Here is a 13,476-nt window from a genome sequence, read left to right on the forward strand (position 1 = left end):
GAGGAGGAGGACCGGCCAGTCGGCCTCAGCCGATCAGTTCGTCCAGCAGGTCCCTGGTCTGGCGCGGGGTCATGCCCAGCCCGGCGGAGTGGGCGGCCTCGAACTCGTCGTCACCCAGGAAGGCCCGCAGGGCGGCTGCCGAGCGATCGCGTTCCATGCGGTCCAGGTAGCCGCCCTTCGGGCCGTTCAGCCCGTTGTGCGCACCGAGCAGGCGGGCGCCCAGCCGCGCCTTGGCGGGGTCGCCGTCCCGTTCGATGAAGGAGCGCAGCACCCCCACCACGGCCGGCACCACCATGACCGTCATCTGCTCCGCGAAGCCGCTCGCGGCCTCCATCGAGCGCAGCAGCCGCCGGCCGTCCTGCATCAGGGTGAGCGCCTGTTCCGGCTCGCCGGCCTGGGCCGTGATCCAGCCCCGGGCGGTCAGCAGCAGCCCGGCCACCACCCCGGGGGCGAAGCCGCCGACCCTGCTCACGTCCAGCCGGTCCAGCTCGGCCAGGGCCTTGCGGTGCTCGCCGCGGTGGGCGTGGATGCCGCAGAGCGTCAGGTGGCCGAACAGCAGCGCACCGGTGACGGCCTGGTTCGCCCCGGTGGCGTCGAGTCCGTCCAGCGTCTCCCGGATGATCCGCTCGCCGCGGTCCAGGTCCAGCTCCAGCAGGGCGCTGCCGAGGTTCACCCGGAGGATCGGCACCTCCTGCGGCGCGCCCAGCTCCAGGGCCAGCTCGATCGCCTGCTCGTACGCGGCGGCGGCCTGCTCGGGCTCGCCCCGGCTGGCCAGCGCCTCGCCGCGGGCCGCGAGCGCCTGGGAGATCCCCCAGAGGTCCCCGACCTGCCGGCACAGCTCCAGGGAGCGCTCGCCGTCGCGGATGCCCTGCTCCGCCCCGCCGGGCCAGTCGTTCATCATCTTGGCCCGGATCTGCAGGATGAACGCCATGTCCATCGGACCGCCGTGCACCTCGCAGCCGCGCACCGCGTCGTCGAGCATGTCCTTCATCAGTTCCAGCCGGCCGGCCAGGAAGGCGCCGAACACCCGCATCAGCGCCGGGAAGCGGTAGGACTGCGGCAGGTCCGGGGTGTAGACGTCGACCAGCTGCTGGGAGACGGCGATCGCCTCCGGGTCGCCGAGCACCTCCAGGTTCCCCTCGAACAGGCCGACCAGCCGGTACATCGCGAGCAGCCGGCGGGCCTCCTCGGGCACGCCCTCGGGCATCGGCAGGCCGTACGCGAGCACGTTCCGCTCCAGCGGCGCGGGGGCCGGTCCGGCCGGGTCGAACGGGTCCGGGCCGAGCGCGGCCACCGCGTTGTACCAGCCGCGGGCCTCCATGCTGTAGCCGCGCAGCGACCAGTACCAGCTCATGCCGAGGGTGATGACCAGCGCCTGTTCCTCGTCCCGCCGGTCGATCGCGCGGCGCAGTGCGGCGCGGACGTTGTCCTGCTCGGTCTCCAGCACCGCCAGCCAGTGGAGTTGCTGCGGGCCGTGGATGTTGAGGTCGGCGGTGGCGACCACCTCACGGAAGTGCGCAAGGTGGCGGCCCTCGGTGTCGGCGGCCTCGGTGGACTCGGCGAGCCGCTCCACTGCGTACTCGTGGATGGTCTCCAGCATCCGGTAGCGCGGCAGGCCCCCGCCGCCGAGGTCGGCGACCAGCAGGGACTTGTCCACCAGGGAGAGCAGCAGGTCGGCGACCTCCTCGCGGGGCACCTCGGCGTCGTCGGCGCAGATCGCCTCGGCGTCCTCCAGGCGCCAGCCGCCCGCGAACACCGAGAGACGGCGCAGGACGGCCCGTTCGCGCTTGCCCAGCAGGTCCCAGCTCCAGTCGACGACCGCGCGCAGGGTCTGCTGGCGCGGCAGCAGGGTGCGGCTGCCCGCGGTGAGCAGGCCGAAACGGCTGTCGAGGCGGTCGGCGATCTGGCGGGCCGTCATCACCCGCAGCCGGGCGGCGGCGAGTTCGATGGCCAGCGGCAGGCCGTCCAGGCGGCGGCAGATCTCGGCGCAGGCCTCGGGTTCGCTGCGCGGGTCGAAGCCGGGGCGGGCGGCGGCGGCGCGCTCGGCGAGCAGGCGCAGCGCGACCGGGTCGGGCAGCGGCTCGACCGGCAGGACGGTTTCGCCGGGCACGCCGAGCGGTTCGCGGCTGGTGGCGAGCACGGTCAGGCCGGGGCACTCGACGAGCAGCACCTCGGCGAGGTCGGCGGCGGCCTGGATCAGGTGCTCGCAGTTGTCCAGGACGAGCAGCATCCGGCGGTGGCCGCAGTGTTCGACCAGCCGGCGCAGCGGGTCCTCGGCGCGTTTCTCCATCACCTCGGCGACCATGCTGCCGCTGCGCAGGACGATCTCGCGCAGGCCGAGCGCGGAGACCACGGCGGCGGGGACGGCGTCCGGGCTCTCCAGCGGGGCGAGCTCGGCCACCCAGACACCGTCCGGCCAGTGCGCGGCGGACTGCTCGGCGCGGCCGGCCTCGACCGAGAGGCTGGTCTTGCCGGAGCCGCCGGGGCCGGTCAGGGTGACCAGCCGACTTGTCGTCAGGGTCTGGCGCAGGGCTGCGAGATCGCTCTCGCGGCCGACGAAGCTGGTAAGCCGGCCGCGCAGGTTGCCCGCGGCGCGCGGGAGTTGGGGCGGTGACGGCGGCGCGGGCTTTGCCGGAGCTTCGCTCGCGGCTTGCGCCGGGGCAACCTCGGGTGCCAGCAACTCGGCGTGGAGGGACTGGAGTTGAAGTCCCGGGTCGACGCCGAGCTCGTCCGCGAGGGCGCGCCTGGTCCGCTCGTAGTGGCGCAGCGCCTCGGCCGTCCGTCCGCTCTGGTGCAGGGCCCGGACCATCAGGTACTGCCACGGTTCGTCCAGCGGGCGCCGGTCGCAGAGTTCGGCCAGCTCGGCGACCAGCTCGGCGGCCCGGCCGAGCCCGAGGTCGGCGGTGATGCGGTGGCGCCGGGCCTCGTCGCGCTGGGCCTCCAGCCGGGCGGCCGGGCCGCTGCGGTCCGGCAGGTCGGCCAGTGCCGGGCCGCGCCAGAGCGCCAGGGCGGCGCGCAGCCGCTCGGCGGCCAGGGCGTGGTCGCCGGCGTCGAGGGCGTGGCGCCCCTCGGTGGACAGCCGTCTGAACTCGGCGACGTCGGTGGCCGGGCCGGTCAGCCAGTACCCGGCCGGGCCGGAGCCGACCTCGTCCCGGCCGATGGTGCGGCGCAGCCGGCCGACCAGGGTCTGCAGGGCGGCCGAGGAGTCCTGCGGCGGTTCGGTGTCCCACACCTCGTCCACCAGCAGGTCGGCCGGCACCGGGCGGCCCTGCCGCAGGGCCAGTGCGGCGAGCAGCGCCCGCAGCCGGGCGCCGCCGAGCGGGACCGGCGTGCCGTCGTCGTGGTGGGCGGTGGTGGTTCCGAGGATGCCGTAATGCACTGAACCATTCTGGTCGATGCCCGGGGATGCGGGCGCACAATTGTGCAGGCCCCGGATCGAGCGCGGGCCGGCCCGGAACCCGGACGGGGGCGCCGGACGTTCACCCCGGACGGCTTGTCCGTCACCGGCGCGCCCGGCATGATCGGTCCCTCCAGGACCCAGAGCCCATCTTTTTCCCGACAGACCCGGAGCACCACGCCATGACCTTCGCCGCAACGCAGCGCTCGCGCAGCGACGACCGCCGGATCAGCCCGGTGTTCTGGGTGCTCCTCGCCGTACTGGGCACGTCCGGCTGGGCACTGTACGAGGGGTACGGCAACGCCCGGTTCGGGGTGTTCCTGTTCGTCGTCGCGGGCTGGATGGTCTCGCTCTGCCTGCACGAGTACGCGCACGCGCGCACCGCGCTGCACGGCGGCGACATCAGCGTCGGCGCCAAGGGCTATCTGACGCTCAACCCGCTCAAGTACGCCAACGTGCTGCTCAGCTTCGTGCTGCCGATCGTGTTCGTGATCCTCGGCGGCATCGGCCTGCCCGGCGGCTCGGTCTGGATCGAGCGTCACCGGATCCAGGGCCGGCTCAAGCACAGCCTGATCTCGGCGGCCGGGCCGCTGGTGAACCTGGTGTTCGCGGCGGTGCTGCTGATCCCGATCGGCGCCGGCTGGCTGGACGACCCGCAGGTGCACGCGGTCTTGCAGGGCTACGAGCTGACCGTCTCGCCGTTCTCCGGCGCGCTCGGCTTCCTCGGCCTCCTCCAGCTCAGTGCGGCGCTGCTGAACCTGCTGCCGGTGCCCGGCCTGGACGGCTACGGGATCGTCGAGCCCTGGCTGTCGTACAACGTGCGGCGCGCCGTCGAGCCGTTCGCGCCGTACGGGATGCTGGCGGTGTTCGCGCTGCTGTGGCAGCCGCAGGTCAACTCGTTCTTCTTCGGGGTCGTGCACGGCCTGATGAGCCTGTTCGGCGTGGACGCCGACTACGCGTCGCTCGGCCACTACCTGTTCACCTTCTGGAAGAACTAGGGCTGCTGGAAGAACTAGCCCTGCTCGGCGCTCTGCGAGGCCAGCTTCGCCCGGCGCCGGTTCATCCAGAGCACGTTGCTCGCCACGCCGGCCATCGGGACCCAGATCAGCCCCAGCCAGAAGCCCTGGGCCACCGAGACCACGGCGGCGGCCAGTGCGAGGACGACGACGATCAGGGCGAAGAGGGACGTACGGGGCATGGCTGGGTGCTCCTAAGGCGGGAAGTCGGCCGGTCGCGGCCGGACCCCATTGTCGCCGACCTCACCTCCGGAGCAGGTCCGGGGTGAGGCCGACACGACACGGCCGGACTCAGACGTCCGTGATCCGCAGTCCCGCGTGCGCCTTGTAGCGGCGGTTGACCGAGATCAGGTTGGCCACCAGCGACTCCACCTGGTGGGCGTTGCGCAGCCGGCCCGCGAAGATGCCCCGCATGCCGGGGATCCGGGCGGCCAGGGCCTGCACGATGTCGGTGGCGGCCCGCTCGTCGCCGAGCACCATCACGTCGGTGTCGATCCGCTCGACGGACTCGTCCTGGAGCAGCACCGCCGACAGGTGGTGGAAGGCGGCGGTGACCCGGGAGTCCGGCAGCAGCGCGGCGGCCTGCTGGGCGGCGCTGCCTTCCTCCGGGACGAGCGCGTACGCGCCCTGCTTGTCGAAGCCGAGCGGGTTGACGCAGTCCACCACGATCTTGCCGGCCAGTTCCTCGCGCAGGGCGGCGAGGGTGGCGGCGTGCCCGTCCCAGGGCACCGCGACGATCACGATGTCGCTCTCCCGCGCGGCGGTGGCGTTGTCGGCGCCGCGCACGCCGAGGCCCAGCTCGGCGGCGGAGGCCTCGGCGCGGGCGGCGTCGCGCGAGCCGATGATCACCTGCTGGCCGGCCTTGGCCAGTCGCAGGGCCAGCCCGCGCCCCTGGTCGCCGGTGCCGCCGAGGACGCCGACCACCAGCTGCGAGACGTCCGGCAGCTGGTGGGCCGGGTTTGTCGCTGAATCGAGGGAAGTCATGGGCCGATCCTGCCAAATCCCGCGCCGGTCGCGACATCGTGGGCCGCATGGACGTGGTGAGAGTTTCGGCACTCCGGGAGCATCTGGCGGGCACCGGTTGGCTGGAGGCGGTCGGCGTCTTCGCCGGTTCGCTGCGGCGGTCGGTGTCCCGGCGCGGGGCGGGCGAGTTGCTGCTGGTCGGCACCGAGGCGTACGAGCCGTGGCATCTGGCCGCCCACCTGGAGGACGAGGCCGCCTGGTCGGACGTCCCCGGGCTGGCGCCCACGCTGCTGCGGCACCGTCCGCCGGCCGGGGCGCCGGTGCACCTGACGCAGGGCCTGCCGCGGCTCGCCGAGGCCCGGCGCGGCGCGACCGTCCTCGTGGTGGCGCGCGAGGCGGCGGGCGCGCCGTTGCTGGAGCGGATACGGGACGCCCGTCGGCACGGCGCGACGGTGCTCGCGCTGGACGGCGCGGCCGCGGCGGACACCGGGGATCTCGGCGGGCTCGCGCACGAGCGGCTGGCCGTCGGCACGGCCGCGGAGGAGCCCTTCGACCTCGCCCAGCACCTGGTCGGCGCGGCCGCCGGGCAGTCCCCGGCCCGGCGTTCGGCGCTGGGCCGGCTCGCCGATCTGGCCGTCCGGCTCACCACCGCGCCGCCGATCAGCCGCTGGTAGACCCGCGACGGCGAAAACGCGTTGCGGGGGCCCGAGTGGGCGTCCGAGGATGGTGGTTCGTGAACGACGACGAACCACCACATACCGGTCGGCGTGCCGGTCGGTTGCGCACGCTGTTGCGCGCGCTCCGCCCCGACCTCACGCCCTGGCGGTCCTCGCGGTCCGGGCCGGCACCGTGGCCGGCGTGGTCGGCGTCCGCGCCGCCGTCTGGAGCGGCGGCCTGGCCTGCGTACTCGCCGTCCTCGCGGTCACGGCCGCCCTGCCGAGCCTGCTGCGCTACGACGACCGCACCGACCCGCACACCGCCGCCGTCCGCGCCGACCACGAACGCGCGGCAGCCGCCGCCGGGGAAAGCCCGGCCACGGCTGCGAACTGACGGCTACTCGGCGTCCGGCCTCGGCTCGTCGCGCCAGCGCGGATCGTTCTGCCACTCGCGGTTGCGCTCGTCGGCGAGCTGGAGGGCGTGGGCGGCCTCGTCGGGAGTGGCGTACGGGCCGAGGCGGTCCTTGGCGGGGCACTCTGGGCCCTCCTCCACCTTGGCGTGCTTGATGCAGTAGAACCACTCGCCGGGCCTGCCGGTCGGCTTGCGGTGGAATCCCAGGGGCATGGCGCCCTCCCGTTCAGACAGTGGGCCCGTTCGGACGGATGGGCCGGTACAGATCATTCCCCGCGCGGGGCCGCTCCGCACACCACCCAGGCCGGCGGGACCCGGCCGATAGACTCGCGGGCATGGCTCTCGTACCCGGCATCCAGTCCCCCACCCGCAAGGTCCCGGCGCACATCGCGCGCCCCGAGTACGTCGGCCGGCCCGCGCCGGCGCCGTACACCGGGCCCGAGGTGCAGACCGCCGAGACGATCGAGAAGATGCGGATCGCGGGCGGGATCGCCGCGCGGGCGATGGCCGAGGCGGCCAAGCTGATCGCCCCCGGCGTCACCACCGACGCGCTGGACGCCGTCGCCCACGAGTACATGTGCGACCACGGCGCCTACCCGTCCGACCTCGGTTACCGGGGCTTCCCCAAGTCGGTCTGCACCTCGATCAACGAGGTGATCTGCCACGGCATCCCGGACTCGACCGTGCTGCAGGACGGCGACATCGTCAACATCGACGCCACCGCGTACATCCACGGGGTGCACGGCGACCTCAACGCCACCTACCTGGTCGGCGACGTGGACGAGGAGTCCCGGCTGCTGGTCGAGCGGACCAGGGAGTCGCTCGACCGGGCGATCAAGGCCGTCAAGCCGGGCCGTCAGATCAACGTGATCGGGCGGGTCATCGAGTCCTACGCCAAGCGCTTCGACTACGGCGTGGTGCGGGACTTCACCGGGCACGGCATCAACACGTCGTTCCACTCCGGCCTGATCGTCCCGCACTACGACAGCGAGCGGGCCACTGAGGTGATCAAGCCGGGGATGACCTTCACCATCGAGCCGATGCTGACCCTGGGCACCTACGACTACGAGATCTGGGCGGACGGCTGGACGGTCGTCACCAAGGACCGCAAGCGCACCGCCCAGTTCGAGCACACCCTGGTGGTCACGGCGAACGGCGCGGAGATCCTCACCCTGCCGTGACCGCGTCGCCGTGGCACCGTTCGGTCGGGCGCCTCAGCCGATGAGCCACTGCTCCTCGGCCACGGCGCCGACCTCGGTGCAGGCGTCGGTGAGCACGTCCAGCACGCGCAGCGGGTCCGGCAAGGGCTGCTCGGGCCCGCGCAGCCACCGCACCTGGGAGCCGTCCGGCAGCGCGGCCGGCGGGAGCAGGGTGTACGAACCGCGGCAGTGCCAACGCAGGCCGGGGTGCTCGGACATGGTGTCCGGAGTGGAGTCGAGGGCGCTCGGCCACCACTCGTCCTCGTCCTGCGGGGTGCCGCGCGTGGCGGTGAAGAACAGGTAGCGCTCCTCGCCGACGGCGGCCACCGGACCCTCGACGCCGAGCGCGGTCAGCCGCTCCAACGCCAGCTTCCCCGCCTCGGCCGGGACGTCCAGGACGTCGTGCACGCGGCCGGTGGCGGTCACGAAGTTGGCCCGCGGGTCGCGGGAGAGCCACCGGGCCACCTGCTCGGGGTCGGTGGTGGCCTGGGTCTGCCAGGCGAAGGACACCGGATGCTGGGCGGGGGCCGGACAGGCGACGCGGTCGCAGGAACAGCGGTAGCCGGCCGGATGGGCGGCGGGTGCGAGCGGGAAACCGGCGCCGACCGCGCCGAGCAGCTGATCAAGTCGGGCGGCGGGCGTATCCGCGTCGCCCGGGCGGACCCGCTGACGCTCACGCTTCTGCCACCAGGTCGTCCACCTGCTGCCGGCTTCCATCGGGCCCCTTCCGCGCACTGCCGTGCCTGGTGCGACACAGCGTTCGACGTACCACTCCGACGCAACGCGCGGCGCCCCCCGGCTGCTTCCCGGGTCGGTGCTCGGCCTTGCCGTCCGCGCCCTGCCGACCGCGGCCGGGATCACCGGACGGCCGACGCCCGGGTCACGGTACGGAGTCACGGCAGCGCACAGGCTGCGGCTCACAGGCCCGGAGAGCACGCCGATTCGCGCCTCGCCCGGCCCGCACGGGGCCCGCTGACCCGGGTGAACCCCGAGGGCGTACAGGAAGGATAAGGGTGCGCGGGGCCTTCGGATGACCGGGGGCGGTGCCTCTCCGGTCACACTCCCGGCACGCGGCCGTCACACGGGCTTCTCGTCCCGGATTCCCGAGCGGCTTCCCGACCGGGCTCCTGCCGCTCGCTCCGGTCGCCGGCTTCGGACACCGGCTTCGGACACCCGTGCGGAGGTGAGACCCTGGTGGGGTGAAAGCGGACACCGAATTCGTCGGCGGCCCCCTGGACGGCCAGATCCTCGCCATCGAGCTGGGGATGATGCTCGGCGTGCCCAAGACCTACCAGGTGCCGGTCCCCGCGCACGGCGACACGCCCGCGCGCACACTGGTCTACGTCCGGTCCAAGCAGGTGCGGGGCACCAGCTGGTTCTGGCGCTACGAGTACGACGAGGCGGCCACCGAGCGCGCGTCCGGCTGACGCCGCGCCCGCCGCCCTTTCGCAGCCTCCCCGGGAGGACGGCCATGGCGAGAACCGTACGGCACCCCAGGAGCAGGTCCGACGCGGTCGCGCACCACAACCGGCAGGTGGCCGGCGTCACCGCCGTACTGCTGGTGGCGGTCAGCCTCTACTCCGCCGCGATCGGGCCCGACGGCTGGCTCTGGTTCGGCTGGGCGGTGCTGCTGCTCGCCTGTGTGGCCCTGTTCGCGATCCACCCCTGAGCAGCCGCACCGCCCGTCACCAAAATCCCCCCGCGCCGGTCAGTCATCCTCGGCGAGGATCAGGTACATCTTCTTGCGGGCCTCGTTGAGCACCGCCAGGCCCTTCGCGCGCTGCGCCTCCGTACCGGTGGCCATGACCTGACGGATCGCCTGGTCGACCGCGGCCAGTGCCTGGCCGACCTCCTGAACGGCCTCCCAGTCGACCTCCCGGCCGGCCTCCGCCCACGGCTCGGCGGGCCCCGCCTCGGCCTGGGCCCGGCCCGCCTCGGTGAGCGAGACCAGCCGCTTGCCGCCGACCTCCTCGGCGACGATCAGGCCCTCCTCCTCCAGCAGCTGGAGGTTGGGGTAGATCGAGCCCGGGCTGGGCCGCCAGGCCCCGCCGGTCCGCTCGGTGATCTCGGCGATCATCTCGTAGCCGTGCATCGGCCGCTCCTTGAGCAGCGCCAGCAGCGAGGCCCTGACGTCCCCGCGCCGGGCCCGGCCGCCCCGCCGGCCGTGCGGCCCGCCGCGTCGTCCGCCGCGACCGCCGAAGCCGTGCCCGAACGGGCCGCCCATCGGGTGGCCGGGACCGCCGAACGGCGGACCGAAGCCGCCGAACGCCCCTCGGGCCTCGAAACCGCCCTCGGGCATCCCCGCGAACTCCGGGCCCGGTCCGCGGCGGCGTCCGCCGCGGGGGCCCTCCCCACGAAATCGCATTCCTGAGCGCATGGCGCCCACCTCCTCTGAGTTATCGAAACAGTCGAGTCACTGTCTCGATAGTTCGACGATATATCGGCGACTGTCGGTCGTCAATGGATTCAACGCTTTCCGACACGGCCGCCGCACGCAGCACCCGGCCGCGCCCGAGCCGCTACGGTGGCGGGCATGGCCGGTGAAAGAGATCTCGCGACGCTGCTGGGCGGAATGCGCCCGCTGCTCAACCCGGGGCGGTACGTCTACTGCACGCTGCCCGCGAAGGTGCCCGCCGGGATGCGGCCCGTGGTGACCGTCGCCGAACCCGAAGGGGTGACGGTGGTGGTCGCCCAGGAGGAGGCGGACGCGCTCGGGCTGCGCTACGAGTACGTGGCGGCCTGGATCACCCTGCAGATCCACTCGGCGCTGGAGGCCGTCGGACTGACCGCGGCAGTCGCCGGGCGGCTCGCCGAGGAGGGGATCAGCTGCAACGTGGTGGCCGGCTTCCACCACGACCACCTGTTCGTCGGCGCCGACGACGCCGAGCGCGCCGTCCGGGCACTGGAGGAGCTGTCGGCCCGCTCCGCCTGACGGTGGCGCCGAGTGGCCGCCCCCGAAGGGGGCTCCGACACTGGGAGAGTCCGCGCGGCCACCCAGGCCCGCCGGCCCCTCACCGGAAGGAGACGGCCGCCATGGCCATCTGCGTCACCTGCGGGAACGACTACTGGCTCGCCTTCGAGATCAAGACGGTCACCGGCGACACCTACACCTTCGACAGCTTCGAGTGCGCGATGGAGAAGCTCGCACCGCGCTGCGAGCACTGCCAGGTCCGCATCGTCGGCCACGGCGTGGAGGTGGCCGGCCGGTTCTTCTGCTGCGCCAACTGCGCCCGGGTCAACGGCGGCCTCGGCGAGCAGATCCGCGACGCCGTCGGCGCCCACCCGGCCTGACCGGGGGCATGACGGGGCGTCACGAAAGGGCCGTCACGAAGGAACCAGCACGAAGGAAACATCGCGACGGGGCGTCGTGGGGGCGGAAGAGTCGGCCTGTACGCCGGGAACAGTCTCTTTACGAGCAGCGACCTGCGGAAACGTCGTTCCCGGCGGTCCGATCGCCACGTGATCGCCACACCTTCGGCGACCGCCACCCACTTCGCCTCTTCTGCGGCTCCTCGTCCGTCGTGAGGCTCTCGTCAGACGGTGGTGGTGCAGACGAATCCGAGGTCGGCCAGGCCCTCGCTCTGGCACAGCCTGTCGGATGCGCCCCCGGCAGCTGTCTGCAAGAGCTGGTAGTCGGCGCCGCACTCCTTGCCCCAGTGCATCGCCGAGCGCCACAGGAGCCGCCCGAGGCCGAGGCCTCGGTGTTCCGGCAGAACACCGAAGTACTGCGGGAGGAGGCGTCGCCTACCGATGGGGTCGGCCATGGTCTCCATGGGGCCGATTGCGCCTACTACGCGCTCGTCCTGGACAGCGACCAGCACGGGGCCGACGCTGTCGATCCGGGAGTGCAGGAACACAAAGCCCTCGCCGGCCAGCTTCTCGGCGAACTCGGGGAAGGTGGTCCGGATGGCTTCGGGCTGTTGGCCGAGGGCCTCGATTCCCTCAACGGCAGGTGCGTCCTGATCGAAGGCACGGAGCTGTACACGGGTAGAGGCGGCCACTGGGTCGGCGGCGTCCTGGAACCACACCACACGGGCTTTGAATGCATCGCGCCCGGCGGCGAGCTTGGCGGCCAGCTCCTCGGCCTCCGGCCGGTACTCGCGGGCGCCATAGAGATGGACGCGCAGGATGCCGCGACCGGTGATGGTGGGGATCAGTGTGCGAGCCTGGTCCTGAATGACGGCGTCCACCAGGACATGCTCGTCCTTGTGGTCGGACCACCGCCGGTCCTTGTCGTGCGGCAGGAATTCTCCAGTGCCAGCGACGGCGAACACCTCGGCCAGAAGCTCAGCGGAAACAGCTTCGGGGTGGAGCGGCCCGAGCGTCGGAAAATACGGGACGCACATCACGGGGCGCAGCAAGTCCCAGCGCAGATCCATACCCGCACCCTACTCGCCCGCCCCGCACGGCTCAGGCCCCGACGCAGAGAGCGCCGGGGCCTGAGCGTTACTGATCAGGTGCGATCAGCGGGTGGTTCAGTGGGGGTTGTCGTCACCCGCGTTGCACGAGCACTTCACGCTGTCCATGACGTCGTCCAGGTCGCCGACGGCGATGATCTCGGTGACGGGCGGGGTCGGGGCCGCGATCGGCCTCGTGAGGTACGGCAGGCGCTGGGCCGGGCCGTCGTCCGGGAGCGGACGCCTCGGGGAGAGTTCGACAGCTACAGCGGTCATGTCATCCTGCTTTCTTGATCCCGTGCTGGCAGTAACTTGCGAGTGGTGCCTTCGCCTCCTGGTAGTGCTTGGCCAGCGGCCGGCAGACAGTGCACGAGCCTGAGAGCTGGCAGCCGGAGCAGCCACCGGTGCGAAGCATGAGGCGGTCGGCGATGGCGCCGAGCCGGGCGAGGCCGTCGATCCCCTCGGCGGGAAGACTGATCTGGTCGTCACGGCCGATCTTGCAGATGGACACCAGCCCGTGTGGGTCGGTGTGGAAGAAGGTGTGTCGGGCGTTGCAGCCACCGAACGGCCTGCGCATCCGCAGGTGCTCCTTGGACTGCGCGGTCAGCGTCTCCCCGCCGCCGTAGATGGTCGGCGTCATGTTGGTGAAGACGTTGTACTCCAGGCTCCAGCCCTCGCACAGGTCGATCATCGCCTGTTCCTCGGTGGCGTTGTCCTCGGTGACGATGATGCTCATCCGCAGTGGGAGCCTGGCGCGGCGGGCGGCGTTCATGCCCTGGATGAACAGGTCCCAGGCGCCCTGTCGCTGGGTCAGCTCGTCGTAGCTGGCCTTGGTCGCCCCGTACATCGACACCGTGACCCGGTAGGGCGGGCACTCGCGGAACATCTCCAGCAGGTTCTCCCGCCACAGCAACGAGGCGTTGGTGGAGACGGTGATCATCATGCCCAGCTCGAACGCGCGACGATACGAGGGCATGAAGTCCCGGTCCACGGTGGGCTCGCCCCCGGTGATCTGGAGCCAGAGGACACCGGCCTCGGCCATGATGCCCACGCAAGTGAGCTTGTCCGCGAGCGGCATACCTGAGTTGACCTTGAGCCCGAGATAGCAGTGCTTGCACTTGTAGTTGCAGCCGAGGTTGATCTCCCAACTGGCTCGCGAATAGCCCCAGGTGGAGGGCTGGCGGACCAGCAGGAAGTCACTTGCAGGACGGCCGGTCACGTCCAGGTCGGCCCACTGGGCGCGCACGGCGTCCGCGAGCCACGAGGGGGCGGTCTCGGCGGTACCCAGGGGGCGCAGATCCTCGTACTTGGCCCGCGGGAGCCGGAGACCACCCCGGCCGCCGGGGCGCACCAACAGGTATTCGTCCAGGAACGGGCTGGCGATCAGGTCATGCACGTGTTTCCTCCTTCGCTGAGCGGCATTCGGTAGCTGTGAC

At 72.3% G+C, this 13,476-nt stretch carries 17 protein-coding genes; 8 read left to right on the forward strand and 9 right to left on the reverse strand.

What is annotated here, in order from left to right; translation table 11 throughout:
* Positions 1 to 25 precede the first annotated feature (25 nt).
* Positions 26 to 3,379, reverse strand: coding sequence for an AfsR/SARP family transcriptional regulator (locus F7Q99_RS06655; protein ID WP_326846348.1), 3,354 nt, complete (start codon positions 3,377 to 3,379; stop codon positions 26 to 28).
* A 200-nt stretch (positions 3,380 to 3,579) separates the two neighbouring features.
* Between F7Q99_RS06655 and F7Q99_RS06660 the strand changes: the two genes are divergently transcribed.
* Entirely contained in the window at positions 3,580 to 4,395 is an 816-nt protein-coding gene (locus tag F7Q99_RS06660; protein ID WP_153460474.1) for a site-2 protease family protein, read from the forward strand.
* Positions 4,396 to 4,409: 14 nt separating this feature from the next.
* Here F7Q99_RS06660 and F7Q99_RS06665 read toward each other — a convergent pair whose 3' ends face one another.
* The gene (locus F7Q99_RS06665) at positions 4,410 to 4,595 is read right to left on the reverse strand and encodes a hypothetical protein (RefSeq protein ID WP_153460475.1); all 186 of its coding nucleotides are present in this window, start codon (positions 4,593 to 4,595) and stop codon (positions 4,410 to 4,412) included.
* Between the two features lie 109 nt (positions 4,596 to 4,704).
* Positions 4,705 to 5,397 carry an NADPH-dependent F420 reductase gene (npdG, locus tag F7Q99_RS06670; protein WP_153460476.1) on the reverse strand — a complete coding sequence of 231 codons (693 nt, stop codon included), beginning with the start codon at positions 5,395 to 5,397 and terminating at the stop codon, positions 4,705 to 4,707.
* Between the two features lie 47 nt (positions 5,398 to 5,444).
* Between npdG and F7Q99_RS06675 the strand changes: the two genes are divergently transcribed.
* A complete protein-coding gene (locus tag F7Q99_RS06675; RefSeq protein WP_153460477.1) occupies positions 5,445 to 6,050 on the forward strand; it encodes a hypothetical protein in 606 nt (201 codons plus the stop codon).
* A gap of 184 nt (positions 6,051 to 6,234) precedes the next feature.
* On the forward strand, positions 6,235 to 6,426 hold the full coding sequence (locus F7Q99_RS06680) for a hypothetical protein (RefSeq protein ID WP_153460478.1): 192 nt from the start codon (positions 6,235 to 6,237) through the stop codon (positions 6,424 to 6,426).
* A gap of 3 nt (positions 6,427 to 6,429) precedes the next feature.
* Here the strand turns inward: F7Q99_RS06680 and F7Q99_RS06685 are convergent, their stop codons facing one another.
* Positions 6,430 to 6,657: a hypothetical protein gene (locus tag F7Q99_RS06685; protein WP_153460479.1), complete on the reverse strand. Its 228-nt coding sequence runs from the start codon at positions 6,655 to 6,657 to the stop codon at positions 6,430 to 6,432.
* 122 nt (positions 6,658 to 6,779) lie between these two features.
* Between F7Q99_RS06685 and map the strand changes: the two genes are divergently transcribed.
* On the forward strand, positions 6,780 to 7,625 hold the full coding sequence (gene map / locus F7Q99_RS06690; RefSeq protein ID WP_153460480.1) for a type I methionyl aminopeptidase: 846 nt from the start codon (positions 6,780 to 6,782) through the stop codon (positions 7,623 to 7,625).
* Positions 7,626 to 7,658: 33 nt separating this feature from the next.
* Here the strand turns inward: map and F7Q99_RS06695 are convergent, their stop codons facing one another.
* Positions 7,659 to 8,360, reverse strand: a complete 702-nt coding sequence (locus tag F7Q99_RS06695) for a bifunctional DNA primase/polymerase (protein ID WP_153460481.1) — start codon at positions 8,358 to 8,360, stop codon at positions 7,659 to 7,661.
* 482 nt (positions 8,361 to 8,842) lie between these two features.
* On the opposite strand from F7Q99_RS06695, the gene F7Q99_RS06700 reads away from it, so the two are divergent.
* Positions 8,843 to 9,070, forward strand: coding sequence for a hypothetical protein (locus tag F7Q99_RS06700; protein ID WP_153460482.1), 228 nt, complete (start codon positions 8,843 to 8,845; stop codon positions 9,068 to 9,070).
* A 44-nt stretch (positions 9,071 to 9,114) separates the two neighbouring features.
* Complete coding sequence (locus F7Q99_RS06705) at positions 9,115 to 9,312, forward strand: hypothetical protein (RefSeq protein WP_153460483.1); 198 nt, start codon at positions 9,115 to 9,117, stop codon at positions 9,310 to 9,312.
* A 39-nt stretch (positions 9,313 to 9,351) separates the two neighbouring features.
* Here F7Q99_RS06705 and F7Q99_RS06710 read toward each other — a convergent pair whose 3' ends face one another.
* Positions 9,352 to 10,020: a PadR family transcriptional regulator gene (locus tag F7Q99_RS06710; RefSeq protein ID WP_407697752.1), complete on the reverse strand. Its 669-nt coding sequence runs from the start codon at positions 10,018 to 10,020 to the stop codon at positions 9,352 to 9,354.
* A gap of 156 nt (positions 10,021 to 10,176) precedes the next feature.
* On the opposite strand from F7Q99_RS06710, the gene F7Q99_RS06715 reads away from it, so the two are divergent.
* A complete protein-coding gene (locus F7Q99_RS06715; protein WP_153460485.1) occupies positions 10,177 to 10,575 on the forward strand; it encodes an ACT domain-containing protein in 399 nt (132 codons plus the stop codon).
* Positions 10,576 to 10,676: 101 nt separating this feature from the next.
* Positions 10,677 to 10,934, forward strand: coding sequence for a Prokaryotic metallothionein (locus tag F7Q99_RS06720; RefSeq protein ID WP_153460486.1), 258 nt, complete (start codon positions 10,677 to 10,679; stop codon positions 10,932 to 10,934).
* Positions 10,935 to 11,176: 242 nt separating this feature from the next.
* On the opposite strand, the gene F7Q99_RS06725 is transcribed toward F7Q99_RS06720, so the two are convergent.
* The 3 genes from F7Q99_RS06725 to F7Q99_RS06735 all read right to left on the reverse strand — a co-directional run bounded on the left by F7Q99_RS06725 (position 11,177) and on the right by F7Q99_RS06735 (position 13,436).
* Entirely contained in the window at positions 11,177 to 12,022 is an 846-nt protein-coding gene (locus tag F7Q99_RS06725) for a GNAT family N-acetyltransferase (RefSeq protein WP_153460487.1), read from the reverse strand.
* A gap of 96 nt (positions 12,023 to 12,118) precedes the next feature.
* Complete coding sequence (locus tag F7Q99_RS06730) at positions 12,119 to 12,316, reverse strand: hypothetical protein (RefSeq protein WP_097238145.1); 198 nt, start codon at positions 12,314 to 12,316, stop codon at positions 12,119 to 12,121.
* A gap of 1 nt (position 12,317) precedes the next feature.
* Positions 12,318 to 13,436, reverse strand: coding sequence for a radical SAM protein (locus tag F7Q99_RS06735; RefSeq protein ID WP_326846349.1), 1,119 nt, complete (start codon positions 13,434 to 13,436; stop codon positions 12,318 to 12,320).
* Positions 13,437 to 13,476 lie beyond the last annotated feature (40 nt).

Origin of the sequence: Streptomyces kaniharaensis, from assembly GCF_009569385.1 — a bacterium.
Lineage (GTDB): Bacteria > Actinomycetota > Actinomycetes > Streptomycetales > Streptomycetaceae > Kitasatospora > Kitasatospora kaniharaensis.

Bases quoted from the DNA above. Each gene is read 5' to 3' on its own strand.
- F7Q99_RS06660 (WP_153460474.1), top strand. From the start codon at position 3,580: ATGACCTTCGCCGCAACGCAGCGCTCGCGCAGCGACGACCGCCGGATC.
- F7Q99_RS06665 (WP_153460475.1), bottom strand. From the start codon at position 4,595: ATGCCCCGTACGTCCCTCTTCGCCCTGATCGTCGTCGTCCTCGCACTG.
- npdG (WP_153460476.1), bottom strand. From the start codon at position 5,397: ATGACTTCCCTCGATTCAGCGACAAACCCGGCCCACCAGCTGCCGGAC.
- F7Q99_RS06675 (WP_153460477.1), top strand. From the start codon at position 5,445: ATGGACGTGGTGAGAGTTTCGGCACTCCGGGAGCATCTGGCGGGCACC.
- F7Q99_RS06685 (WP_153460479.1), bottom strand. From the start codon at position 6,657: ATGCCCCTGGGATTCCACCGCAAGCCGACCGGCAGGCCCGGCGAGTGG.
- map (WP_153460480.1), top strand. From the start codon at position 6,780: ATGGCTCTCGTACCCGGCATCCAGTCCCCCACCCGCAAGGTCCCGGCG.
- F7Q99_RS06695 (WP_153460481.1), bottom strand. From the start codon at position 8,360: ATGGAAGCCGGCAGCAGGTGGACGACCTGGTGGCAGAAGCGTGAGCGT.
- F7Q99_RS06705 (WP_153460483.1), top strand. From the start codon at position 9,115: ATGGCGAGAACCGTACGGCACCCCAGGAGCAGGTCCGACGCGGTCGCG.
- F7Q99_RS06710 (WP_407697752.1), bottom strand. From the start codon at position 10,020: ATGCGCTCAGGAATGCGATTTCGTGGGGAGGGCCCCCGCGGCGGACGC.
- F7Q99_RS06715 (WP_153460485.1), top strand. From the start codon at position 10,177: ATGGCCGGTGAAAGAGATCTCGCGACGCTGCTGGGCGGAATGCGCCCG.
- F7Q99_RS06720 (WP_153460486.1), top strand. From the start codon at position 10,677: ATGGCCATCTGCGTCACCTGCGGGAACGACTACTGGCTCGCCTTCGAG.
- F7Q99_RS06725 (WP_153460487.1), bottom strand. From the start codon at position 12,022: ATGGATCTGCGCTGGGACTTGCTGCGCCCCGTGATGTGCGTCCCGTAT.
- F7Q99_RS06730 (WP_097238145.1), bottom strand. From the start codon at position 12,316: ATGACCGCTGTAGCTGTCGAACTCTCCCCGAGGCGTCCGCTCCCGGAC.